The organism is Fundicoccus sp. Sow4_H7 (assembly GCF_052115865.1).
Taxonomy (GTDB): Bacteria; Bacillota; Bacilli; order Lactobacillales; family Aerococcaceae; genus Fundicoccus_A.
Window position 1 is genome coordinate 21,172 of record NZ_JBQKME010000012.1, and the last position, 24,226, is coordinate 45,397.

The 24,226-nt window shown below is 34.9% G+C and carries 22 protein-coding genes; 6 read left to right on the forward strand and 16 right to left on the reverse strand.

What is annotated here, in order from left to right; all coding sequences use genetic code 11:
* Positions 1-63 precede the first annotated feature (63 nt).
* From rplI to ACTQ54_RS10430, 9 genes are all read right to left on the reverse strand, one after another.
* Complete coding sequence (rplI, locus tag ACTQ54_RS10390) at positions 64-516, reverse strand: 50S ribosomal protein L9 (RefSeq protein WP_441756713.1); 453 nt, start codon at positions 514-516, stop codon at positions 64-66.
* Positions 517-518: 2 nt separating this feature from the next.
* Positions 519-2,522 (reverse strand): DHH family phosphoesterase, encoded by a 2,004-nt coding sequence (locus ACTQ54_RS10395; protein ID WP_441756623.1) that lies wholly within the window; start codon positions 2,520-2,522, stop codon positions 519-521.
* A gap of 236 nt (positions 2,523-2,758) precedes the next feature.
* Positions 2,759-2,992 carry a 30S ribosomal protein S18 gene (gene rpsR, locus ACTQ54_RS10400; RefSeq protein ID WP_441756624.1) on the reverse strand — a complete coding sequence of 78 codons (234 nt, stop codon included), beginning with the start codon at positions 2,990-2,992 and terminating at the stop codon, positions 2,759-2,761.
* A 25-nt stretch (positions 2,993-3,017) separates the two neighbouring features.
* Positions 3,018-3,566 carry a single-stranded DNA-binding protein gene (gene ssb, locus ACTQ54_RS10405; RefSeq protein WP_441756626.1) on the reverse strand — a complete coding sequence of 183 codons (549 nt, stop codon included), beginning with the start codon at positions 3,564-3,566 and terminating at the stop codon, positions 3,018-3,020.
* Between the two features lie 38 nt (positions 3,567-3,604).
* The gene (gene rpsF / locus ACTQ54_RS10410) at positions 3,605-3,904 is read right to left on the reverse strand and encodes a 30S ribosomal protein S6 (RefSeq protein ID WP_441756628.1); all 300 of its coding nucleotides are present in this window, start codon (positions 3,902-3,904) and stop codon (positions 3,605-3,607) included.
* 545 nt (positions 3,905-4,449) lie between these two features.
* Positions 4,450-5,115 (reverse strand): amino acid ABC transporter permease, encoded by a 666-nt coding sequence (locus ACTQ54_RS10415; protein ID WP_441756630.1) that lies wholly within the window; start codon positions 5,113-5,115, stop codon positions 4,450-4,452.
* A gap of 12 nt (positions 5,116-5,127) precedes the next feature.
* Complete coding sequence (locus ACTQ54_RS10420) at positions 5,128-5,835, reverse strand: amino acid ABC transporter permease (RefSeq protein WP_441756632.1); 708 nt, start codon at positions 5,833-5,835, stop codon at positions 5,128-5,130.
* Between the two features lie 39 nt (positions 5,836-5,874).
* The gene (locus ACTQ54_RS10425) at positions 5,875-6,717 is read right to left on the reverse strand and encodes a transporter substrate-binding domain-containing protein (RefSeq protein WP_441756633.1); all 843 of its coding nucleotides are present in this window, start codon (positions 6,715-6,717) and stop codon (positions 5,875-5,877) included.
* Between the two features lie 17 nt (positions 6,718-6,734).
* Positions 6,735-7,454, reverse strand: coding sequence for an amino acid ABC transporter ATP-binding protein (locus tag ACTQ54_RS10430; RefSeq protein ID WP_441756715.1), 720 nt, complete (start codon positions 7,452-7,454; stop codon positions 6,735-6,737).
* A gap of 510 nt (positions 7,455-7,964) precedes the next feature.
* Between ACTQ54_RS10430 and proB the strand changes: the two genes are divergently transcribed.
* Together proB and ACTQ54_RS10440 are read left to right on the forward strand one after the other, a co-directional pair.
* Entirely contained in the window at positions 7,965-8,777 is an 813-nt protein-coding gene (gene proB / locus ACTQ54_RS10435; RefSeq protein ID WP_441756635.1) for a glutamate 5-kinase, read from the forward strand.
* Between the two features lie 10 nt (positions 8,778-8,787).
* Positions 8,788-10,035, forward strand: coding sequence for a glutamate-5-semialdehyde dehydrogenase (locus tag ACTQ54_RS10440; protein WP_441756637.1), 1,248 nt, complete (start codon positions 8,788-8,790; stop codon positions 10,033-10,035).
* 117 nt (positions 10,036-10,152) lie between these two features.
* Here the strand turns inward: ACTQ54_RS10440 and gyrA are convergent, their stop codons facing one another.
* The 6 genes from gyrA to dnaA form a co-directional block, all read right to left on the reverse strand.
* On the reverse strand, positions 10,153-12,762 hold the full coding sequence (gyrA, locus tag ACTQ54_RS10445; protein WP_441756639.1) for a DNA gyrase subunit A: 2,610 nt from the start codon (positions 12,760-12,762) through the stop codon (positions 10,153-10,155).
* A 32-nt stretch (positions 12,763-12,794) separates the two neighbouring features.
* Positions 12,795-14,714, reverse strand: a complete 1,920-nt coding sequence (gene gyrB, locus ACTQ54_RS10450) for a DNA topoisomerase (ATP-hydrolyzing) subunit B (protein ID WP_441756641.1) — start codon at positions 14,712-14,714, stop codon at positions 12,795-12,797.
* A 29-nt stretch (positions 14,715-14,743) separates the two neighbouring features.
* On the reverse strand, positions 14,744-15,859 hold the full coding sequence (gene recF / locus ACTQ54_RS10455; protein ID WP_441756643.1) for a DNA replication/repair protein RecF: 1,116 nt from the start codon (positions 15,857-15,859) through the stop codon (positions 14,744-14,746).
* Positions 15,849-16,097, reverse strand: a complete 249-nt coding sequence (gene yaaA / locus ACTQ54_RS10460; protein ID WP_441756645.1) for a S4 domain-containing protein YaaA — start codon at positions 16,095-16,097, stop codon at positions 15,849-15,851. Before yaaA ends, recF begins: the two co-directional genes overlap by 11 nt.
* Positions 16,098-16,264: 167 nt before the next feature.
* Positions 16,265-17,419: a DNA polymerase III subunit beta gene (dnaN, locus tag ACTQ54_RS10465; RefSeq protein ID WP_441756647.1), complete on the reverse strand. Its 1,155-nt coding sequence runs from the start codon at positions 17,417-17,419 to the stop codon at positions 16,265-16,267.
* Between the two features lie 185 nt (positions 17,420-17,604).
* The gene (gene dnaA / locus ACTQ54_RS10470) at positions 17,605-18,945 is read right to left on the reverse strand and encodes a chromosomal replication initiator protein DnaA (protein WP_441756649.1); all 1,341 of its coding nucleotides are present in this window, start codon (positions 18,943-18,945) and stop codon (positions 17,605-17,607) included.
* Between the two features lie 462 nt (positions 18,946-19,407).
* On the opposite strand from dnaA, the gene rpmH reads away from it, so the two are divergent.
* From rpmH to jag, 4 genes are all read left to right on the forward strand, one after another.
* Positions 19,408-19,542 (forward strand): 50S ribosomal protein L34, encoded by a 135-nt coding sequence (rpmH, locus tag ACTQ54_RS10475; RefSeq protein ID WP_313792573.1) that lies wholly within the window; start codon positions 19,408-19,410, stop codon positions 19,540-19,542.
* Between the two features lie 203 nt (positions 19,543-19,745).
* Complete coding sequence (gene rnpA / locus ACTQ54_RS10480; protein WP_441756651.1) at positions 19,746-20,099, forward strand: ribonuclease P protein component; 354 nt, start codon at positions 19,746-19,748, stop codon at positions 20,097-20,099.
* Between the two features lie 16 nt (positions 20,100-20,115).
* Positions 20,116-20,946, forward strand: coding sequence for a membrane protein insertase YidC (yidC, locus tag ACTQ54_RS10485; protein WP_441756653.1), 831 nt, complete (start codon positions 20,116-20,118; stop codon positions 20,944-20,946).
* 24 nt (positions 20,947-20,970) lie between these two features.
* Complete coding sequence (gene jag / locus ACTQ54_RS10490) at positions 20,971-21,921, forward strand: RNA-binding cell elongation regulator Jag/EloR (RefSeq protein ID WP_441756655.1); 951 nt, start codon at positions 20,971-20,973, stop codon at positions 21,919-21,921.
* Positions 21,922-21,976: 55 nt separating this feature from the next.
* Here the strand turns inward: jag and ACTQ54_RS10495 are convergent, their stop codons facing one another.
* Positions 21,977-24,220, reverse strand: coding sequence for a glycoside hydrolase family 3 N-terminal domain-containing protein (locus ACTQ54_RS10495; protein ID WP_441756657.1), 2,244 nt, complete (start codon positions 24,218-24,220; stop codon positions 21,977-21,979).
* Between the last annotated feature and the right edge of the window lie 6 nt (positions 24,221-24,226).

The window sequence follows — 24,226 nt, forward strand, 5'->3', positions numbered from 1 at the left end:
AAAGCAATTAATACAACATAGCTTAAAAATAAGCTATGTTATTAATTGCAATTGTAGATCTTATTATTGTGCTTCTACATTAACACGAATGGTAGCAGTAACTTCAGGATGTAATTTAACTTCTACATTATGAAAGCCTAAAGAAGAAAGATTTTGACTTAGATTTATTTTACGACGATCAATTTCTATTTTATATTGTTTTTTTAATTCGTCAGCAATTTGTTTAGATGGAATCGTTCCAAATAGACGTCCATCTTCACCACTCTTAGCGTAGATTTTAACAACGGTCTTTTTGTCTTCAATCTTTTCTTTCAAGTCTTTTGCATCTTGTAATTCTTCTTCTGCTAGACGTTGTTTTGCTTGTTTTTCAGCATTTAATTGACTCATAGCACTATTGTCGGCTAATTTTGCTAAATTATTTTTAATTAAATAATTACGTCCATAACCATCAGATACTTCAATCACTTGGCCTTTTTTCCCTTGCTTCTTAACATCTTGTAGTAAAATAACTTTCATCGTCATTCTTCCTCCTCATTTATGATTAATACTAATTTCAGTAATTTATAAACATCATCAATACTTGCATCCTCTATTTGGGTAGCAGCATTCGACAAGTGGCCACCGCCACCTAATTCTTCCATAATCGTTTGAACATTTACTTTACCTAAACTACGAGCACTAATACCAATTGAATTAACACTACGACGGTAGATAACAAATGAAGCTTCTACATTAGCCACATCTAACATCATATCAGCGGTTTGTGCAGCTGTTACATTATCGATAATTTCCTCATTTGTTCCACGTGAAACAGCAAAGCCATTCCCTAAATATTCTGTTTTGGCAAATAAAGCATTACGTGAAACGATATAGTGAAAATCTTCTTTTAAAATACGGTTGATTTGATTCGAATCCGCTCCACGCATTTTTAAATAACTTGCTACATCGAATGTTTTCGATCCTACTCGCGAAGAAAAGTTATTGGTATCGACAACGATACCAGCCATTAGAGCCGTTGCTTCAAATTTATTTAGATTTTTGTTTGTACGGTTATTAATGAAAAATTCGGTTACAAGTTCAGCGGTTGAAGATGCATAAGGTTCAATATAAACCAATTCTGTTTGTTTTGGAAAATCTTCACCACGACGGTGGTGATCGATAATAACAATCCGATTATCTTCAAGCAATGCTTCAGCTTCACTTAAGGAAGGTCGGTGATGGTCGACCATAATAATCAAAGTCTTTTCAGTTAATTGATTTTTCGCTTGTTGGATATCAATCAGTGATTTATTCAGATTCAAATCATTGGTTGCATAAAGGAGCAGTTGTTGAATATCCTGATTCAACTGTTCTGGATTAATGATAATCTTACCAACTCTTTTGAATTGACGGACGATACTTAGTATACCAATGGCAGAGCCAATGGAATCTAAATCAGGTATCTTATGTCCAGAAATAAAGACTTGGTCTGCTTGTTCAATTAAATTAGCTAAGGCTTGATAGACTAACTTAGATCGTACATTCGTTCTTTTCTCGCTTGGATTAGTTTTCCCACCATAGAAACGGGCCCGTTGATCGTCAACCTTGACCACAATTTGATCACCGCCTCGTCCTAAGGCTAAATCTAGATTAAGCTGCGCCTGCTTAGCTAAATCATCTATATGATAAGTATTTTTTTGAGAACTAGCAATACCAATACTAATCGTAACCGGCACATTTGTCAGGAAAGGTTGTTTTTTAAAATGATCAAAATATTTAAAGCCATCCTTTTCTAATTTTTCTAAGACTGCTTGATTAAATATCATTATAAACTTTTCATCTGATAAACGTTTTAAGAAAATATCATTGGACACAGCCCAATTGGTTAATTCACTCACGATATCAGCATCAAATGATGTTGATTGTTGATCATCCATAGATTGAACTATTTCATCATATTCTTCCAATAATAAATAACCAAATACTAAACGATCATATTTGCGATTTTCAATAATCTTATATTCCTTCGTTACATCAATCAGATAAAATGAATTATTTTCTTTTTGATGCATAACCTTATATTGTTTCTTCTTTAATTTAGCTTCATGCCATTTACGGTCTGAAGGGATATCCAAAAATTTTGAAAACTGACTATCTACTTCAACAATAGACTCACCTAAAATATCTGTATTACCAAAGATCCTTTGCATGGCTGGATTAACCCAACGTATACGTAAGCTATCATCATAGATAATGGCTGCAATTGGCGATCTAAATAAAGAATCATGTTGAACTTCTTCAATAGTTGTTGAAAGTTTAGGACTTAGAGTATTGAAAATCCTTATTAAATGATTAATGTTATTTAAAAAGATAAAACAAAATACTGCCAACAGAAATAGCTGCAACAAAGCAATTGGCCAGCTTATAAAAAATGTTGCTATCATCATTAGAACATAGAAAAATAGTAGACTATAAATTTGCCAACTAATATTCAGTTCATTAAATGAACGAAAAAATTCTTTGATTTTTTCAAAGTTTATCACAATACACCTCTTAAATTTTAACTAAATCATTAGCTAATTTTATCATATTTTGAGTTAGATTACTAACTTAGTAAAACAGCAATGTTTCACGTGAAACATTTTCGTAAATAAACAGATGAGCCCGTAGGTTACAAGCATAAAGCTTGAACTTACGGGCTCATATTTATTTATTTGTTTTGAATGCTTACATTTATGCGATTATCGCAAGGCTTCATCCAACTCCAAAACAGTTTCAATTAGTCTTGTACTGTAAATGGTAATAGAGCCATAATACGAGAACGTTTGATTGCATTAGTTAAAGCACGTTGGTGTTTTGCACAAGCACCTGTTACACGACGAGGTAAAATTTTACCTTTTTCAGATACAAAACGTTTTAATAAGTCAGTATCTTTGTAATCAGGATGGTCAATATGGTTTGCACAGAAATAACAAACTTTTTTTCTGCGTCTTCCGCCACGGCGTTGTCCCACGGTTATTCCTCCTTTAGTATTTTAATTAAAATGGTAGATCGTCTTCAGAAATATCTATTTGACGATCATCATCCATAAATGGTGACGATTGTTGATTAAAATCGTTATTGAATGAAAAATTGTTTTGATTATCATTATTGTTATTTGAATTATTTGAACTATTATTATAGCTTTGGTTTTGTTGGTAATTATTATTATTGTAACTAACTTGACTTTGTTGATTTCCACTTGTATTTTGAGGACGTTGTTCCGTAACTGATTTTGCTTCTAGAAGATGGAAATTATCAACTACCACTTCCGTTACATAAACACGTTGTCCTTGTTGGTTATCATAGTTTCGTGTTTGAATTCTACCTTCAACACCCACTTGAGAACCTTTACGAGTGAAATTCGCAAAGTTTTCCGCTGCTTTTCTCCAAATAACACATTGAATGAAATCTGCCTCACGCTCACCTTGTTGGTTAGTAAAAGATCGATTGACAGCTAAAGTAAATGATCCAACGGCTACGCCATTTGAAGTGAATCTTAAATCGACTTCTTTTGTAAGGCGTCCAATTAACTGCACTGAGTTCATTTTTACTTCCTCCTCTAAGTGTGTTTCACGTGAAACAATTAGTCTTCTTTCTTAACGATCATGTGACGTAAAATGTCACGGTTAATTCGAGCTAGACGATCAAACTCATCGATACCATTTGAATCTTCAGCAACTACGTTAATTAGGTGATAAACACCTTCGCGGTAGTCATTGATTTCATATGCTAAACGTTTTTTCGCCCAGTCTTTTGAGTCAACGATCTCGCTACCATTATTTGTCAAAATACTATCGAAACGTTCCACTAATTCTTTCTTAGCATCATCGTTGATGTCAGGACGAATAATATATAAGATTTCATATTTTGTTGATTCATTCATTAGACCAGCACCTCCTTTTGGACTTTTGGCTCCTTAATGATAAAGAGCAAGGAGAGTAGGGGGAATTCCCAATACTCACATCATAAGATTATAGCATAATCTATTTGTTTCTTCAATCCTTTTTCGACCGATATAAAAAATAAAAAATGACGGTTAAAACACTAATAAATATCAATGAACCCAGATCAGTATATGGCGAAGCAGGGTAGGGTTTTATTAACGCTAGTGACTGTGTAAAATAAATAAGAGCATAGATGACGGTAAGTGATAAAGAGCCGTAGAAGAGATATTTACTTAAATTAGCTATTGAAAATTCTAAAGCTAGTCCATGAGTAATAATCGCTAGTAACAATGGAAAATAGGCTTCTCCATAATTGGCAGTGTCTACAGTGAAATAGGAATATAGTCCTATAATAGCAGCTAGAACCGCAATGATAGAAATTATTCTTAAAAGTCGATAAAAAATAAATATCACTCCTTATCTGTCTATTTCTATAATTATAACATAAAAAAAACAGAAATCAGTTTTGATTCCTGTTTAATCTTTATCTCACTTGTTTGTTCCGCTTCGCTAGATAACGGGCAAAAGAAGAGATTGAATAATTAATGACAAAATAAATAACCGCTAAAAGACCGTATAAAACGAATACTTGCGAGGTTGCTGTATAACGTCCCATTAGGATACTTGCTTTACCTAGCATCTCTTGTAAGGCAATGACGGCATACAAAAAGCTCGTATCTTTTACAACGGTGACAAATTGTGAAATGATCGCTGGTAACATATTTTGGAATGCTTGTGGTAAAACGATATACCATAAAATTTGTCCAGATGAAAAACCTTGCGATTGTGCGGCTTCAATTTGTCCTGGGTTCACACTATTTAAGCCCCCACGAATGATTTCAGCCAGAGCTGCTGTTGTAAAGACGGTAAAACTGACAACACCTGCATCAACAGATTTTAAACGAAAAATCAGGAAAATAACAAAAATCCATAAAATATTCGGAACATTTCGCACAATTTCGATATAAGTTGCGGCTAACCATTTTAAGATTTGATTATTTTGATTCCGCATAATAGCTAAAATGGTTCCGAAAATGGTACTTAATACAATTGCGAAAAACGAAATATAGAGGGTGAGTAAAACACCTTCAAAAATAAATCGCATATTATTATAGGTAAAAACTTCACTCATTTGTTCAAGAAAAGTCATGCCAAAGCCCCCTTATCGAGTATAAGCTTCTTTATTACGTTTCTCTAAATAAGTGGATAATTTAGTAAGTGGGAAACATAATATAAAGTATAGAAAAGCAGCTGTTGCAAAAGCAGGGACATAATTTAAGTTAAACGATGACCAGCTATTGGCCGTAAACATAATGTCTGCTCCAGAAATAACCGCAATTGTCGACGTGTTTTTAATTAAATTAACAACTTGGTTGGTTATTGGGGGAAGCATCGGGTTAATGGCTTGAGGTAAAACAATATACCACATCGTCTCCCAATAGCTAAATCCTTGTGATTGCCCAGCTTCAAACTGGCCTTTATTAACTGAGCCAATTCCAGAACGAATCACTTCTGCGATATAAGCAGCATGATATAAACCAACACACAAGATGCCTGTTGTATAAGTATCCAAAATAATGCCAACTAAAGGTAAACCATAGTAGACAAAAAAGACTTGGATTAGTAAAGGGGTATTTTGGAAAAATTCAACATAAATACGCATCAGCGTTCGAATAAAACGATTATTGGCAGCTGAACTAATTCCAATAATAACCCCTAGAATAAATGCAATGATTAATGCGCCGATTGATAGTCCAATGGTATAGAAAAAAGATTGAATGAAAAGGGGCAGATCTTCGAAAAGGGCTGCCCATCTTCTCAATGCAAATGGTCCTTCCTGTAGCCACGAGACTGCAAACACATAAGACATGTTTAAATTCCTCCTCGTGAAAATGAATTAAGAACTCACTTACTCTGATTCGTCTTCAGTTTCTTCATCACCAGCATCTGCTAAACCATTATCAACTAATAGTTTTTCAATCGTTCCATCTTCATACCATTGTTTAATTAAATCATTTAAGTAATTATGTAACTCGTCATTACTTAAAGCCGTCGCAATTCCATATTCTTGCGGCGCAAAACCAATGTCTAAAATTTCAGTATCTTCATCTACATAACCTGCTAAAATCGATTTATCCACAGAGAACACATTAATACGGTTAGAAGTCAGAGCTGTTTTCAATTCTGGATAAGTTGCTAACTCACTAAAGTTAAATGTTAAACCATCTTTAGCGCCTTCTTCTTCAATTAATTGTCTGGTAGTAGCTGTTTGAGCAACTCCGATGGTTGTGCCATCTAAACTAGCTAAGTCCGTGTAGCCTGCTTCTTTTTTAACTAAAAAGCCAACTTCATCGGTAAAATAAGCATCCGTAAAGTTATACGTTAATTTTCTTTCCTCAGTAATAGTAAAAGTAGCAATAACCATATCAATTTCACCATTATCTAATAACAAACCACGTGTCTTAGCTGTTACACCAGTAAACTCAATATTGTCTGCACTTCCCGTAATTTCTTCAGCTATTAAACGGGCTAAATCAATTTCAAAACCTTCATGTACATTGGTATCTGGATTTAAGAAACCAAAGTGCGGAACATCTTCTTTAATCCCAATCCGCAAGACTCCTCGATCCTTTAAAACTTGTACTTGAGCAGGTAGTTCCTCTTCTGCTGAAACCATGCTAACATTTGATGCTGTCACTAAAGTTGATAACATTAATAAACCACTCAATAAATATTTAAAAGTTTTTTTCATAAATAATCTACTCCTTATTAGTGTGAAATAATTTTACTTAAAAATTCTTTAGCTCTTGGATTTGTCGTTTGTGTAAAGAATGATTCTGGTTCGCCTTCTTCAATAATCGAACCACGATCCATAAAAATAATTCTATCGGCTACGGAACGCGCAAATCCCATTTCATGTGTTACGACAACCATTGTAATATTGGAATCCGATAACTTAATCATCACGTCTAATACTTCTTGTATCATCTCAGGGTCTAAAGCTGAAGTCGGTTCATCAAACAAAATAACTTCTGGATGCATATTCAATGCACGGGCAATTGCGACACGCTGTTGTTGTCCACCTGATAGCTGGGCAGGGTATGCCTTAGCTTTATCCGCTAGTCCAACACGTTCTAAATATTCCATACCATTTTCTTCTGCTTGTTTTTTGTTGACACCTTGCACTTTTATGGGGGCAAGCGTAATATTATCTAGAACGGTTTTATGTCCGTATAGGTTGAAATTCTGAAACACCATGGCAACTTTCTGTCGAACCTTTTGAATGGGTGCCTTCTGCTGAGTTAAATCAACTCCATAAACTGTTGCAACGCCATCACTCACTTCTTCTAATCGATTCATACAGCGAATCAATGTACTTTTACCTGATCCTGACGGACCAATGATAACCACTTTTTCACCTTCTTCAATATCAAGATTGATATCTTTCAAGACATGATTGTTATCAAAATATTTGTTGACATTCTTCATGTGAATCAATTAACAGCACCTCCTTATATTAGATTCCAATTAAGATTACCATAAACTTTTAATCTTGAATAGTGTAATTTTCATCTTATTATAATGTTTGTTTTAATTTATTATGATGATATTCTATTTTTGCTTAACAGCTTATGTTAGATTTTATTACATAAATATTTTTATAAATTCAAAACACAAAGGGCTTTTATTATTAAATCCTTTATTTGATGCCACTAATTTATCTTCAAAATTCAATCTGAATTGTTAACTTTTCCTTAAGACAAAGAGTTTTATAGATTTTGATGTCAACTTTTATCATCAGTTAATTTTTTCAAAAATAATTTCAAAAATTAATGTATTAAATACAGATAAATCCTTATTGAGATAGAAAATACTGATATTTTTTGAAAATATACATTATACATTAAAATATAATTAGAAAATGTAGTTCAATAGGCAGTAGAATTATTAAGTGATTAATGTATAATGAGCATATTCAAGTCATGAGGAGAATTTTAGATGAAGCGGATATTTATTAAAGATTCAAAAAGAATTGTCATTAAAATAGGAACAAATACCATCATGCAATCGAAAATGAAGGTGGATTATCAATTTATCGACCGGCTCGCTTATGTGTGCTCAAGCTTACAACAAGCGGGTAAAGAAATCATTATTGTGACATCTGGAGCCATTGCAGTAGGGGCGACCTCTTTAGGCTATGAGGTTTATCCTACTTCAATCGGCGATCAACAAGCATTAGCTGCCTTTGGTCAAAGCATTTTGATGGGGCACTACAGTCGCTTTTTTCAATATTACAATCAAAATGTCGCTCAAATTTTACTGACCCGTGATGTGGTGGATTTTCCCGAATCTTTAAAAAATGTGAGAACGGCGATTAATAGCTTACTTCTAAAAAATATCATCCCTATTATTAATGAAAACGATGCTGTTGCGATTGATGAATTAAATCATCTAACAAAATTCGGTGACAATGACACCCTCTCATCTGTTGTTGCAACCATTATTAACGCTGATTTATTGGTAATTATGAGTGATGTCGATGGATTGTTTACGGATAATCCAATGCGAAATCCTGATGCTGTTAAAATTGATCATGTTAGTGAAATTACCGATGAAATCATTTATATGGCAAGTGGCAAAGGGTCTGAATTTTCTAAAGGCGGTATGTTAACTAAAATTAAAGCTGCGGAAAATATACTGGAAGCCAATAAAGCGATGATTATTACGCAGGGAGATCAACCATCTATATTATTTGATATATTAGATGGGGAGAATATTGGCACATTGTTTAAAAAAGAGATATTTAATTAGGAGGGGTAAAGTGACTTATTTAGAAACCTTAGGGATGGAAGCGAAAAAAGCTGCAGCTGTATTAAGTTTATTGAAAGCCTCCGAAAAAAATACCGCTTTATTGGCCATGGCGGATGCTGTGTTGGCTTTTCAAGATGACATTATGGTTGCTAATCAAATCGATTTGGAAAATGGTAAGGAAAATGGTTTGACGGAGGCTTTATTAGATCGCCTGGCATTAACGGAAAAGCGAATCCAAGGAATGGTGAGTGGTCTAAAGCAAATTGCTAGTTTAGAAGATCCTACTTTGAAAACGGATAGGCAATGGATTAATAACAATCAATTGCGGATTAGTCGTCGCCGCGTTCCTTTGGGAGTTATCGGAATTATTTACGAATCACGTCCAAATGTAACGGTGGATGCGACGGCTTTATGTTTAAAAGCTGGGAATGCTGTTATTTTACGGGGTGGAAAAGAGGCCTTAAATTCTAACCAGGCAATTTTAGCAGCTTTACAAAAAGGATTAGCTACTACAAACGTTCCGCAAACAGCTGTCCAATTGATTACAGATCCGACACGGGAATTGGCCAGTCAATTTATGCGCTTAAACCAATATGTGGATTGTTTAATCCCACGTGGTGGCGCAGGTTTAATTCAAGCTGTTTTAAATCAAGCGACCATTCCTATCATTGAAACGGGTGTAGGAAATTGTCATTTATATGTCCATGAGGCAGCTGATTTTAAGATGGCGAGGCGAATTTTAGACAATGGAAAATTACAACGCCCTTCGGTATGTAATGCTTTGGAAAATTTGGTAATTGATCGAGCAATTGCTAAAGAATTTTTAGAAGAAAGCTTGCAAGGTCTAATCGAAGCAGGTGTAGCCATTATGGGGGATGAATCTGTTTTAGAATTCGTTCCTCAAGCTGAATTAGCGACTGATTTGGATTATGCGACTGAATTTCTTGATAACAAGATTGCCATTAAGGTTGTGGATAACTATGCTGAAGCCATTGCTCATATTGAAAAATACTCAACAGGGCATTCAGAGGCAATTATTACGCAAGACTATTCCATTGCACAAAACTTTTTAAATGATATTGATGCGGCTTGTGTGTATGTGAATGCATCGACGCGTTTTTCTGATGGTGAAGTATTTGGTTTTGGTGGCGAGATTGGCATTAGCACTCAAAAATTACATGCGCGTGGTCCACTTGGTCTAGAAGCTTTAACATCCTATAAATATGTTATTGAAGGCGATGGACAAATACGAGAGTAAAATAGAAAAACAAAAATCCGATCATTTAGATTACGTCCGTTCAACAGTAATCTAAATGGTCGGATTTTTTAAATAGAAATTCATCAAAAGATCTTATGGAATTTTATAGGGTGATATTTATTCGTCTTCGTCCTCTTCTTGAGAGTCTTCATCGAATTCTTCATCTAAATCTTCATCGTCAAAATCGTCCTCATCCATATCCTCATCATCATCGAACTCAAGGCTGTCGTCTAAAAAATCGTCCTCATCGGGTTCTGGAATCTCTGCGATTTCTTCATCTTCTGAATATTCAATCTTAGTAATAGAGCTAACAAGTGCATCATCTGTTAATCGAATCATGCGAACACCTAAAGCTTGGCGACCTGTTTTTGAAATGCTGGCAATATTGAAGCGAATAACGGTACCTTGGTCGGTCATAATCATCAGATCTTCACTACCATCGGTTGTCGTAATGCCGGCTAACTCACCATTTTTATCTGTAATTTTTAAGGTTCTAACACCTTTACCACCGCGATTTTTTACCACATATTCGCTGGCATTTGTTCGTTTACCGAAGCCTTTTTCACTTACGACTAGTACTTCGTCATTTTCATTCAGAATAGCCGCTCCAATGACAAAGTCATCTTCGCGTAATCGAATACCACGAACACCTGTAGCCGTACGGCCCATTGGTCGAACATCCGTTTCTTTAAAGGTGGCTGCATATCCTTTACGTGTACCGATAATAATGTTTTTACTATCATCCGTTACTAGGACATTGATTAGCTTATCGTCGTCATTTAATTTAATGGCAATCAAACCATTTTTACGGATGTTAAAGTAGTCGGATGCTTTCGAACGCTTAACGATACCCTTTTTAGTTACAAACATTAAAAAATCATTGATATTTTCTTGATTTTCAGGGTTAACGCGAACAATATCACGAACTTCTTCATCTTTATCCAAGTTTAACAAATTAATGATTGGAATACCTTTGGCTGTTCGACCATACTCTGGTACTTCATATCCTTTGGTTTGATAAACTTTTCCAAGGTTTGTAAAGTAGAGCAAGATATCATGGGTTGAACAAGATAGCATCATTTGAATCGAGTCATCTTGCGAAACGCCCATTCCCTTCACGCCACGTCCACCACGATTTTGAACTTGGAATTCATCTTCAACCATTCGCTTAATATAGCCATTTTTCGTTAATACAATTAATGATTCTTCTTCTTCAATTAAATCTTCATCATCGATATCAGTTAATTCACCCACCATTAATTGGGTACGTCTTTCGTCATTATAGCGATTTTTAATATCAGTTAATTCATCTTCAATGATTTCAAAAACACGCACTTCGCTGGATAGGATTTCATTCAAGCGACTTATTAACGCTAATAAATCTTGGTATTCTTGTTCAATTTTTTCACGTTCCAAGCCGGTTAAACGAACTAAACGCATATCTAAGATAGCTTGTGCTTGGATACTTGTTAAATCAAAACGCTCTATTAAGGTATTACGAGCCGTATCGGCTTCTTGAGAGCCTCGAATGATGGCAATAATTTCATCAATGACATCAAGGGCAATCCGTAAACCTTCTAAAATATGGGCACGTTCTTCAGCTTTACGTTTTTCAAAAGCTGTTCGACGACGGATTACTTCAACTTGGTGGTCAAGGTATTTACTTAAAATATCTTTTAGACCAAGTATTTTAGGAATGCCTTTGTCAATCGCCAACATATTCATTCCAAATGTACTTTGGAGAGCAGTATATTTAAATAAATTATTAATGACAATGCTCGCACTCATGTCACGGCGCACTTCAATAACAATTCGCATTCCTTCACGACCTGATTCATCAGCCACGTAGGTAATGCCTTCGATTTTCTTCTCGCGGGCTAATTCTGCAATCCGCTCAACAATTTTAGCTTTGTTGGCACCGTACGGAATTTCAGTAATGACAATACGTTCACGATCTTTACCAATCGGTTCAATTTCAACTTTACTGCGAACAATAATTTTACCTTTACCCGTTTGATAGGCTTTACGAATACCAGATTTACCTAAGACAATACCACCTGTTGGAAAGTCAGGTCCTGGTAAAACTTCCATAATTTCTGAAATGGTCACATCAGGATCTTTCATCAAAAGAATTAAAGCATCAATGACTTCACCTAAATTGTGTGGTGGAATATTGGTTGCCATACCAACTGCAATCCCAGAAGCTCCATTAACTAATAAGTTTGGAAAACGTGCTGGTAATACAACTGGTTCAGTTTCTTCTTGTGAATAGTTGTCTTGGAAATCAACCGTGTCTTTGTTGATATCTTTTAACATTTCCAAAGCAATTTTACTCATTCTAGCTTCGGTATAACGCATAGCCGCGGCACCGTCACCATCGACAGACCCATAGTTTCCGTGACCGTCAACTAACATTTGACGGTAAGAAAATGGCTGTGCCATCCGAACCATGGCTTCGTAAATCGCACTATCTCCGTGTGGATGGTATTTCCCCATAACATCCCCAACGATTCTGGCAGATTTCTTATGCGGCTTATCTGGGGTGACACCTAATTCATTCATCCCATATAAAATACGACGATGAACTGGCTTTAAACCGTCACGAACATCCGGTAAAGCCCGTGCGACAATAACACTCATCGCATAGTCTAAAAATGATGTTCGCATTTCATCGGGAAGATTGATTACTTCAACATCTCTAGGTGTTCCTCCGAATGTTTCACTCATCTAACTTACTTCCTTTCTAGGTAAACTAGGCATTAAACATCAAGATTTTGAACATAAACCGCATTTTCTTCAATAAATTCACGGCGTGGCTCAACGTCTTCACCCATTAACATTTGCATTACTTGATCAGCTTCTTCAGCATCTTCAACTGAAACTTTTAACAAACGACGATTCTCAGGGTTCATAGTGGTTTCCCAAAGTTGATCATCATTCATTTCCCCTAAACCTTTATAGCGTTGAATAGAGTAACGGGCATTAGGGTTTTCTTGTTGCCATTGTCTTAACTGCTCCTCTGTATCGAGATACAATTCCTTTTTCCCTTGCTTAATTTGATACAAAGGTGGTTGGGCAATATAGACATATCCCACTTCCAGTAAAGGACGCATATAACGGAAAATCAAGGTTAACAATAAGGTTCGAATATGCGCACCATCGACATCCGCATCCGTCATTAAAATTAATTTGTGGTAGCGCACTTTAGAAACATCAAACTCTTCACCAAATCCTGTTCCCATAGCTGTAAAGAGAGAACGAATCTCTTCATTTTTTAAAATACGATCCATAGTCGCTTTTTCAACGTTTAAAATTTTACCACGAATCGGTAAAATTGCTTGGAACATCCGCGAACGACCTTGCTTAGCCGATCCACCCGCAGAATCCCCCTCGACAATAAATAACTCACATTGTTCAGGATCTTTACTTGAACAATCGGCTAATTTACCTGGTAAATTCGAAATTTCTAAACCACTTTTCTTACGTGTAATCTCACGTGCACGCTTAGCTGCCAAACGCGCTTTTGAAGCTAAAATACCTTTATCGACGATCAGACGTGCCACTTTAGGATTTTCCATTAAATAAGACTCTAAATGCATCGAGAAAATACGGTCTGTAATGCCTCGAACTTCAGAGTTACCTAATTTGGTTTTGGTTTGTCCTTCGAATTGTGGATCTGGGTGTTTAACTGAAAGCACAGTCGTTAAACCTTCACGGACATCCTCACCCGATAAATTATCTTCATTTTCTTTAATAATATTCATTTTACGAGCATAATCATTCACAACACGGGTCAAGGCACTCTTAAAACCAGACTCATGCGTTCCACCTTCATGAGTTACAATATTATTAGCATAAGATAAAATATTGGTATGATAGGAATCCGTGTACTGGAAAGCAATCTCTACTTGAATACCATCAATTTCATCTTCCATATAGATTGGCTCTTCAAAAATATGTGTTTTTTCTTGATTTAAAAAGATGACATACTCACTTAAGCCACCTTCAGAATAGAAACTTTCAGATTTTTCACGGTCCACACGACGATCTTCAATCGAAATACGTAAACCTTTATTTAAGAAAGATAATTCTTGAATACGACGCATCAAAATACCATAATCAAAATCCGTTGTTTCAGTAAATATCGTCGGATCTGGTGTAAAGTTCACTTTTGAACCAGTTATATCGGTTGTCCCAATAATTTCTAAATCTTTAACAACTTTTCCACGCTCAAATACTTGTTCATAAATATTACCATTACGAGCAACTTGAACCCTCAGTTCAGTCGATAAAGCATTAACGACAGACGCACCTACCCCGTGTAAACCACCGGATACTTTATAGCCTCCGCCACCAAATTTACCTCCCGCGTGTAGAACCGTAAAGACGGTTTCAACTGCAGGACGACCGGTTTTAGCTTGAATATCAACTGGAATCCCACGTCCATTATCAACAACTGTAATACTTCCATCAGCTTCAATAAATAATTCGATATGATCACAATAACCAGCTAACGCCTCATCAATCGCATTATCGACAATTTCCCAAACTAAGTGGTGTAAACCTAAACTACTGGTTGATCCGATGTACATTCCCGGACGTTTACGTACAGCTTCTAAACCTTCTAATACTTGAATTTGATCAGCATTATAATTGTTAGTATATTCTTTTTTGGTCACAAAGCATCCTCTTCCTTCCATGTGTGACTTTATGGTTCGTTAATCGTGCCTTTTTTAACCTGATATATTTTCGCTTGCTTTAATTCAGCTATTTTCAAGCCACTAATAGAAGCAGTTGTTAAAAAGGTTTGGACTTTTGATTCAATGTAACTCATCAATATATGTTGGCGATTATCATCCAATTCGGATAAAACATCATCCAGTAGCAAAATAGGATATTCAGAAGTGAGCTGATACATTAAATCAATCTCTGCTAGTTTTAAACTTAAAATAATCGTTCGTTGTTGGCCTTGTGAACCATATAATTGCGCCGATTTTTCATTTAAAATAAATTCTAAATCATCACGATGAGGCCCATATAATGTATTACCTAGGTCTTTTTCACGCTTAATATTTTGCTTAAGTAATTGCTTAAATTGATCACTTAGAGTATCCAGATTAAGATAATCTAAACGTGAACTCGAACTTTTATATGTAATCTGTAAATGATCCGCTTGATTCGATAACCGATGATGAATCGGTTGCGCTAATTCCGTTAATTGCTGGACAAAATCAATCCGATATTTAATCACATTAACCGCCTTGTCAATTAATTGATCCGTTAAAACCTCAAAATAAATATCATCAAATTTTGACTGCTGTCCCAATTGTTTTAAGTAAGCATTGCGCTGCTTTAAGATACGATTATATTCAAGAAGTTCATTTAAATAGACTGGGTGAGATTGGCCTAATTCTACATCAAGAAAACGTCGCCGTAAGGCTGGAGAACCTTTAATTAATTGAAGATCTTCAGGAGCAAATAAAATAACATTTAATTTACCGATAAAATGACTTAATTTAGCCTGCTCCAAATGATTAAACTTGGCGATTTTCCCTTTTTTATTTAATTGTAATTCTAGGGGAAAATGATAATGTCGCGTTTCAACATTGCCTTTAATAATTGCTTGTGACGTTGACCAACGGATCATTTCTTGATCATGATTGGTTCGATGACTTTTAGCTAAAGACAACAAAAAAATCGCCTCAAGGATATTGGTCTTTCCTTGGGCATTTTCACCGGTAAAGATGGTTAAACTTTGGTCAAAGGTCAAATCCAATTGGGCGTAATTTCTAAAATTAATTAATTCAAGTTGATTAAGTCTCATTCGATTTAGCTGGTGATATTTGTTGGATGGTTATCGTCATATCTTCATTAGGTAAGAAAATTTTGTCACCAGAATACAATTTTTTCCCGCGTCTTTGCTCTAATTCGTTATTTAAGTAGACTTCAAACTCACTCAAATACCACTTAGCCATTCCACCACTGGGAATATAACTTTCTAATTTAAGTAACTGTCCTAATGTAATATAATCTTCATTAATCTTCAGTATCTTTTGTTGCATTATTAATCACCATCCTCACTTTAATCTTCTTATTATATTATACACTTTTTTCAGTTAAAATTCAAATTTAGGCTAATATAAGCGAAAATTCCAATAAATAATATAAACCTACTCATAAGCAAAAAAATAGCCCCTAAAGGCTATTTTTTCCATTTAAAGCGAATATATTATGAATGATGGGTCCGAATCGGAGTTAATAATTGTAATAATTGACTATTAGGTGTTTCTGCTTCTTGTGCATGACTAATTAATAGCGGACGAATAGCTGTTTGGAATTGAATTTTTACATCAACATCACCAAAAGATTTAAGCGCATCTTTCATATAATCAGGGTTAAATGAAATCACAACGGCATCACCCTCAGCTTTTTTATAATTAATCTCCTCTGCCACATGCCCTACTTGTGTGCCTCTAACAGATAATTCCACATTAGCTTCATTTATTTCTAATTGAACAACATTATTATTACTTACATGAGACATCAAGGATGCCCGATCAATCGCTTGTAAGAAATCATTAGCATTCAATACCAATTCAGTTTGATGACTCGCTGGAATCAAACGTTTCACATCTGGATAATTTCCTTCAAGCAGGCGAGAGAAAATCGTTAAATTATCTAAGAAGAAAATCACTTGTTGTTCCGTCACTGCAAAAGCTAATTTACCATTATCATCAATCATACGGGTTAATTCAACCATCGTCTTTTTAGGAATTGTAATAGGTTGAAATGCTCCTTCATTATTTTCAAATTTAACTGGAATTTCACGCATACTTAAACGGTGACTGTCAGTTGCAGCAGCAGTCATACTGGATTCATTAGCTGTTAAATGAATACCTGTTAATACAGGACGACTTTCTTGGTTAGAAGTTGCAAATACCGTTTGGTCTACCATTTGTTTAAATAATAAAGGTGGTAGATCATGTTGTTGATTAATTTCAATTTCAGGTAAACGTGGATAAGCTTGGCTATCTTGACCATTTACATTAAAAGTAGCATTTCCTGATGTAATGGTTGCATGATATAGTTCATCACTTTCAATCGTTATATCATCTTTAGGTAATTTTTTAATGATGTCATTAAATAAGCGTGCAGGTAAGACAATACTACCTTCTTCTTCAATGGTTAAACCAAAATCTTCGTTATCAACAGCTAGGAAACTTTCAATAGAAATATCAGCATCACTACCAATAAGTGTTAAACCTTCATTTGTAGCTGTTATCTTAATACCTTGTAAAATAGTAATGGTTGATTTAGCAGGAATTGCACGTGCGACATGATTTAATTGCTGAATAAATGCTTGTTTTTGAATCACAAATTTCATTGATAAACACTCCTAATAATTAAATATATAAATAAATAAAGTAAGTCTTAGTAGTAGGGCTTGTTGATAACGGGCATAAGTTGAATTTTAATTGACATATTCACGCTTTTGCTTGTGGATTAGTTGTGAATCATTCAGTTGATAAAAAAATACTTATGCACAAGGCAGAAAATTAAGCGACAATTTTATGTTTTTAAGCGATTCTTTAACTGGGTCATTTCATTGTCTAAAGTAGGTGATGTTTTTAAATCTTCGCTAATTTTTTCGTAGGCATGAATAACTGTCGTATGATTTTTGTTTCCAAAAGCCTCACCAATCTTAGGAAAAGAAATATCGGTCAATTCACGGGCCAGATACATGGCGATTTGCCGTGGGTAAACAATGTTTTTAGTCCGTTTTCTTCCTTTAATATCTTGGCTAGTGATTTGGTAGTAATGTGCCACTTGATTAATGATTTCGTTGATACTTAAGGGTTTCTTCTCCTCAGATCCTACCATATTACGTAAAGCTTCAGCTGCAAGTGACGTAGTAATTTCCTTACCTTGGATCGCTGCATAGGCTATGACACGGACCAATGCACCTTCTAATTCACGAATATTAGTATCTATATTATTAGCGATATAGGTGAGAGTCTCAGGATTGATATCGAGGCGGTCATTACTCGCTTTCTTCCTTAAAATCGCAATCCGAGTTTCCAAGTCAGGAGGTGTTATATCTGTGGATAACCCCCATTTAAAACGACTAATCAACCTTTCCTCTAAATTATCAATATTATTAGGCAGGCGATCACTAGTTAAAACAATCTGTTTATTATTGTTATAAAGGGCATTAAATGTATGGAAAAATTCTTCTTGGGTTTTATCTTTATTGGATAGAAACTGAATATCATCTATTAATAAGACATCAATACTACGGTACATCTCACGAAATGCAATTTGAGATCCATTTTGAATACTGGTAATAAAATCATTGGTAAAGGATTCACTGGTTGCATATTTAATTTTAGCATCAGGATTTTTGCTAAGTATTTCATTCCCAATCGCTTGCATGAGGTGGGTTTTACCTAAACCAACTCCTCCATAAATTAAAAATGGGTTGTAAGTTTGCCCTGGATTATCGCTAACAGCCAAAGCTGCCCCATTTGCCATCTTATTGTCCTCACCAACAACAAAGGTTTCAAAGGTATAGTTAGGATTCAGTTGTGAATCTCTGAAACTATCGTCAGTACTAGCTGTTATTTGATTATTAGCCGGCACAACTTCCGTTTGCTGGCTATCTTGTGGAACGATAATAAAAGTTGGTACGTATTCCATGCCATAATTCTCCAAGCTATATTGCAATATATAGCCGGCTAAATGACGTTCCCAATGCTTCTTTGTTAAGGCATTCGGCACAGAAAGTGAAATGGATTGATGTCCAATACGCGTTGGTTTAACAGGTTCTACCCAAGTGGAGTAGGCATTTTCGCTTAATATCTCTTTTAAATAGTTAGTAATCTCTAACCAAAAGCGATCTTTTTCATCCATTTATTCGTTTCACCTCTCTTGTGGATAAGTATTTTCGTATAGTTGTATTTTAACATAGTTACGACTGTGGACAAATTTTCAAGGAAGAAAATAACTTGTCCACACATCAACATTGAACTTATGCACAACTGCATAAAGGCTGTGAATAAGTTCAATAATTAATCTATATTTAACATCTGTTGTGTATAATTACTTATTGATTTTATCACATTTATTAGACTTATGCACAGTTTTTGTGGATAATTTTTATCTATTGTTGACAATTGTTGATAAGTGCATAAACTAAGAGTATGTTTGTGGATATTTATTTAAGAGAAGAAGTTATAAACAGTTTAATTATAGATTGTGGATAAGCTGTGCATAATTATTTAGCGTGAAATGGTAGGAATTGCTTGACTTTATGCATTATTTTCTATAATATATTCTAGGTATTTACATTGAAAAGTTGAGGAGGTGCGATTTATGAAAAGAACATACCAACCGAAAAAACGTACACGCAAAAAAGTTCACGGATTCCGTAAAAGAATGAGCACTAAAAATGGACGTCGCGTATTAAGAAACCGCCGTCTTAAAGGTAGAAAATCTTTAACAGCTTAATTTTTGATAAAGGTAACCTTTCGGTACCTTTATTTTTTTAGCAATAATTTAACCGATTACATTCATTGTTTTTGAGCTTTTATTGTTGTTAGGACTTAATTTATTCAATAAATTGTACTATAATTTAACTATTGATTGCTGATTATCAATTTGATGGTTTGTTATTGTGTCGTAGAGATTGTAAGTAGAAAATGAGGGATTTTTTGAAAAAAAAATATCGCGTAAAATCTGAAAAAGAATTCCAATTGGTTTTCCGCAAAGGAGAATCTATTGCTAACCGCCAGTTAGTTCTTTATGTGTATCCTAAACCTGAACAAGAACATTTTCGTGTAGGATTATCGGTCGGCAAAAAAATTGGGAATGCTGTTAAGCGTAATCAAGTAAAACGCTACTTGCGTCAAGCTCTGCATGAATTACAAGATGTGATTGATCCTGAAATAGATTTTTTACTCATTGCTCGCCCTGATATTAAAGAAAAAACTTTTGCACAGGTGAAGCAATCTGTCATTCATGTAATGAGTTTAGCAAAAATCATCGATAAATCAGCACTTAAATAATGTCTAGGAGGTAAGAATGAAAAAAAATCGTAAATGGATCCAAATAGTTATTTTACTTGGAATCGTCTTGTTTATGTCTGCCTGTGGTAATATTAATGAACCTATTACTTCAGAATCGACAGGTCTGTGGGATCGCTATATTATTTATAACTTGTCTCAATTTATTATCTGGTTATCGAATCTTATGGGAGGCAGTTATGCTCTTGGTATTATTTTATTTACCATCATTATTCGTATAATCTTAATACCATTAAATAATATCCAAACCAGATCACAACGTAAAATGTTGGAAATTCAACCGGAATTGAATGCTATACGAGATAGATATCCGAATCGTGACCGTGATTCAATGGAAGCGATGCAAAGAGAGCAGCAAGCTTTATTAGATGAACGTGGTGTGAATCAATTTGCTGGTTTACTCCCAATGCTTATTCAATTGCCAGTTATGATGGCCTTGTATCAGTCTATTTTAAGAACTGATCTCTTAAGAGAGGGAACTTTCTTATGGACAAACCTAGGTGAAAGAGATCCTTACTTTATTCTTCCGATATTAGCTGCTGCTTTCACTCTAGCTAATACTTACTTAACGATGAAGGCTAATCCTACGCAAAATTCGGCAAGTAAAATTATGATTTATGTAATGCCAGTAATGATTTTACTTATTTCGATTGGATTACCAAGTGCGATTACTTTATATTGGGTGGTTTCAAATGCCTTTACAGTTGCGCAGACTTTAATTTTCAATAATCCGTATAAATTAATTGCGGAACGGGAAGCTAAGGCAGAAGCAGAAAAAGAACGTCAACGTGAGTTACGCCGAGCCCTCAAGCGTGCTAAGCGCCGTTAGATTTTTAGGAAAGGAATTTATTCTATGCAAGAGAGTACAACAGTAAGAGCCGAAACAGTTGAAAAAGCCGTCAATATTGCCCTAACAAAATTAAATTTAAGCCGTGATGAAGCTGAAATTAATATCATTAGTGAAGGTAAAAAAGGCTTGTTTGGTTTTGGTAAGCAAGATGCTATTGTAGAAGTCACTGCTAAAAAGACTAAGAGTATTGGTCAAATCATGGATCAACTTGATCATGAAACAAAGGCTGAAACTGTTTCAAATATTCAAACAGAAGAAGCAAAAACACAAACAGTTGTTGAAACAGTTGTGGAACCAGAAGAAGAAGTTGAAGTAATTGCTGAATCGGTTGAAGTTGAAGAAAAAGAAGTGGCGATTGAAGATACTGATTTAGATGACAAAGCTGAAGAAGACAGCTATTTTGATGATGAGTCTGACGAAGATGATGAAGAAGAAGACGTAGAAGACGCTGATGATAATGTTGAAAATGCTGAAACGAAAGCGCAAAGACGTGCTGAAGCTAATCAAAAAGTAGCCACTTACTTACAAAAAGTCATTCTTGAATACGGGGCAGAAGCTGATATTACGGTTGAAGATAATGGTTATCAAATTATTTTCAACATTGATACCGATAAATCAGGCTTAGTTATTGGTAAACATGGTAAAATCATTAATGCCTTGCAAACCTTAGCGCAGATTTTATTGCATCGCTATAATCGTCGTCGTGTTTCTGTTATTTTAAATGTGGGCGATTATCGCAACCGCCGAGCGAGTGTGTTAGAGCAAATTGCTGAACGAACAGCAAATGAAGTTCTACGCACGAAACAAGCGGTGATTCTTGACCCTCTACCTGCTTATGAACGTAAACAAATCCATGCTTACTTAAGTAAAGTTGATCGCGTGAAAACACACTCAGAAGGAAAAGATCCTAACCGTTACTTAGTTGTTGAGTATGATAACAAATTAGATTATTAAGATGAAAAAAACACCTATTCTAGTTGGAGACTGGAATAGGTGTTTTTTGATTAAATTATTTTGAAAGATTAATTTTAAATTCTTCTTTGAAATTATGAGCTTCAATTATCAAGGTAAATTCTTCATAACTTTCTTCTTTCATATCAGCAGTATAGCCACTTAAATCTGCTGCATCTAGTTTAATTTGAAAATCTTCACTTTGTTTGCTTTCAAGATGAATTTTTTCAAATGCAACTAATGATTTAACGCGTGGTACCACTCTTGGATGATGTGCATGAATATACACTTGAATAACTTCTGATCCTGAATGTGAGCCTTTATTTGTTAATTGTCCTTTAATCAATAATGTTATTTTATTATTTGATTGTTTTTGTTCTATATCGAGACCTTCTATACTGAAAGTTGTGTATGAAAGACCGTAACCAAATGGATAATGCGCATGACCTGGTAAATCAGCATAATCTTTTTTAAAATATGTTTGGCGGTAGTTATAATACACTGGTAATTGTCCAGTTGAAAGTGGTATTGATTGAGCTAGTTTTCCACTTGGTGTATCTTCACCGAAAAGAATATTGGCAATAGAACTTCCACCATGATCTCCGATATACCCTGCAAGTAATATTGCCTCTGAATCATTATCGATTGCTTGGATAACATGAGGTCTACCTTGAATAAGGACTGTTACAATTGGAATATTCAATTCCACTAGAGCATTGAATAAATCAACTTGTGCTTGTGGTAGTTCTAAGCTAGCTAAATCGATATTTTCTCCACTTGTCATTTCATTTGAACCACTTAGTGCAGCACCATTCTCATCAAAAACTGTACTGAAATCACGAGCACTTGCTCCACCTAATACTAGGACGATAGTGTCTGCTTCTTTGACTGCTTCCTTGGCTTTATCAATACCATTTTCAATAGATGAAGTCAGCATGGAGCCTTGTTCATAAACGACTTCCACTGAATCTTCTTTTAAATAACTTTTAATACCTTCATAGACAGTTATCGTATTTTTTTCATCTTTAAAAGGAGTATAATCACCTAATTGATTATATAGATGATGCGCATTTGGTCCAATGATTGCTACTTTATTTAATTTATTTTTGTTTAACGGTAAGATATTTTGATTGTTCTTTAGTAAAACAATTGATTCAGTTGCCATTTTAACATTAAGTTTCTCTTTTTCTTCAAGTGAAACTCCTTGAACAATTGGACTAGGATTTTCGAATAAGCCTAGTTTTTGTTTAATATTAAGTACTCTTAAAACAGCTTGATCTAATTTTTCAATCGATACTAAATTCTGATTAACTGCTTCTTCTAAATATGGAAAAATATTATCCCATAAACTAATATCCACTCCGCTTTCCAGTGCCCAAGCGGCTGCTTCTACTGGACTATTACTGATATCTGCTAATCGACCTAGAGCAACACCATCTGCCATCACTGCTCCCTCGAACTTCATTTCATCTCGAAGAATCGTATTTAATAAATAATCATTTCCATGGCATAAGATACCATCAATATCGTTGTAAGCAGCCATTGTTAAGAATGCTCCTTTTTTAATGGAACGTTTCATGGCTAGTAAGTGTATTTCATGTAGTTCTCTTAGACCAATATTTACAGGGGCAGAATTATGTCCTCCCATGGCAGAACCTTGACCAGCAAAATGTTTTAATACAGCACCAACATTGGAAGATGATATTTTTTGTTTAAAATCAACAATGGACGAAGTTCCTTGTAAACCTTCGACAGCTGCTTCTGAGAAAATAGCTGTTAAATAAGGATCTTCACTAAAACATTCTTCTGTTCTACCCCAGCGCGGATCACGACTCACATCTAAAGTTGATATGAGTCCTAAATGGGCTCCTTTTTGACGAATATCGTTAGCTACTATTTTTTGTAACTGTTTATAAAGTTCAGGATTCCAGCTATTACCAACAGAATAATTAGTAGGTGTTGATAGAGAATCTAAACCTTGATGTCCATGAGGTGATTCTTCTGACAGTAAGGCAGGAATACCCAAAGTAGTTTCTTCTTTTAAATACTTTTGGATTATTTTACTTACGATGAATGCTTCTTCAGCATTTAATCCGTTTTGTAAGTTTTTTCCTGACCATGGATCGGACCGAAAGACACCGTAAATAAAACCAATCCCGTCAAATCTAGCAACTTCTTCTTTAAAGAGATCTGTTAGTTCAATTCCATTTTCTGTCTTTTCATATATTTGCCAACCATAAAGTCGCTGATTTAATTGACCAACTTTTTCTCTCAAAGACATTTTATTTAATAAATTCTGCACAATTGA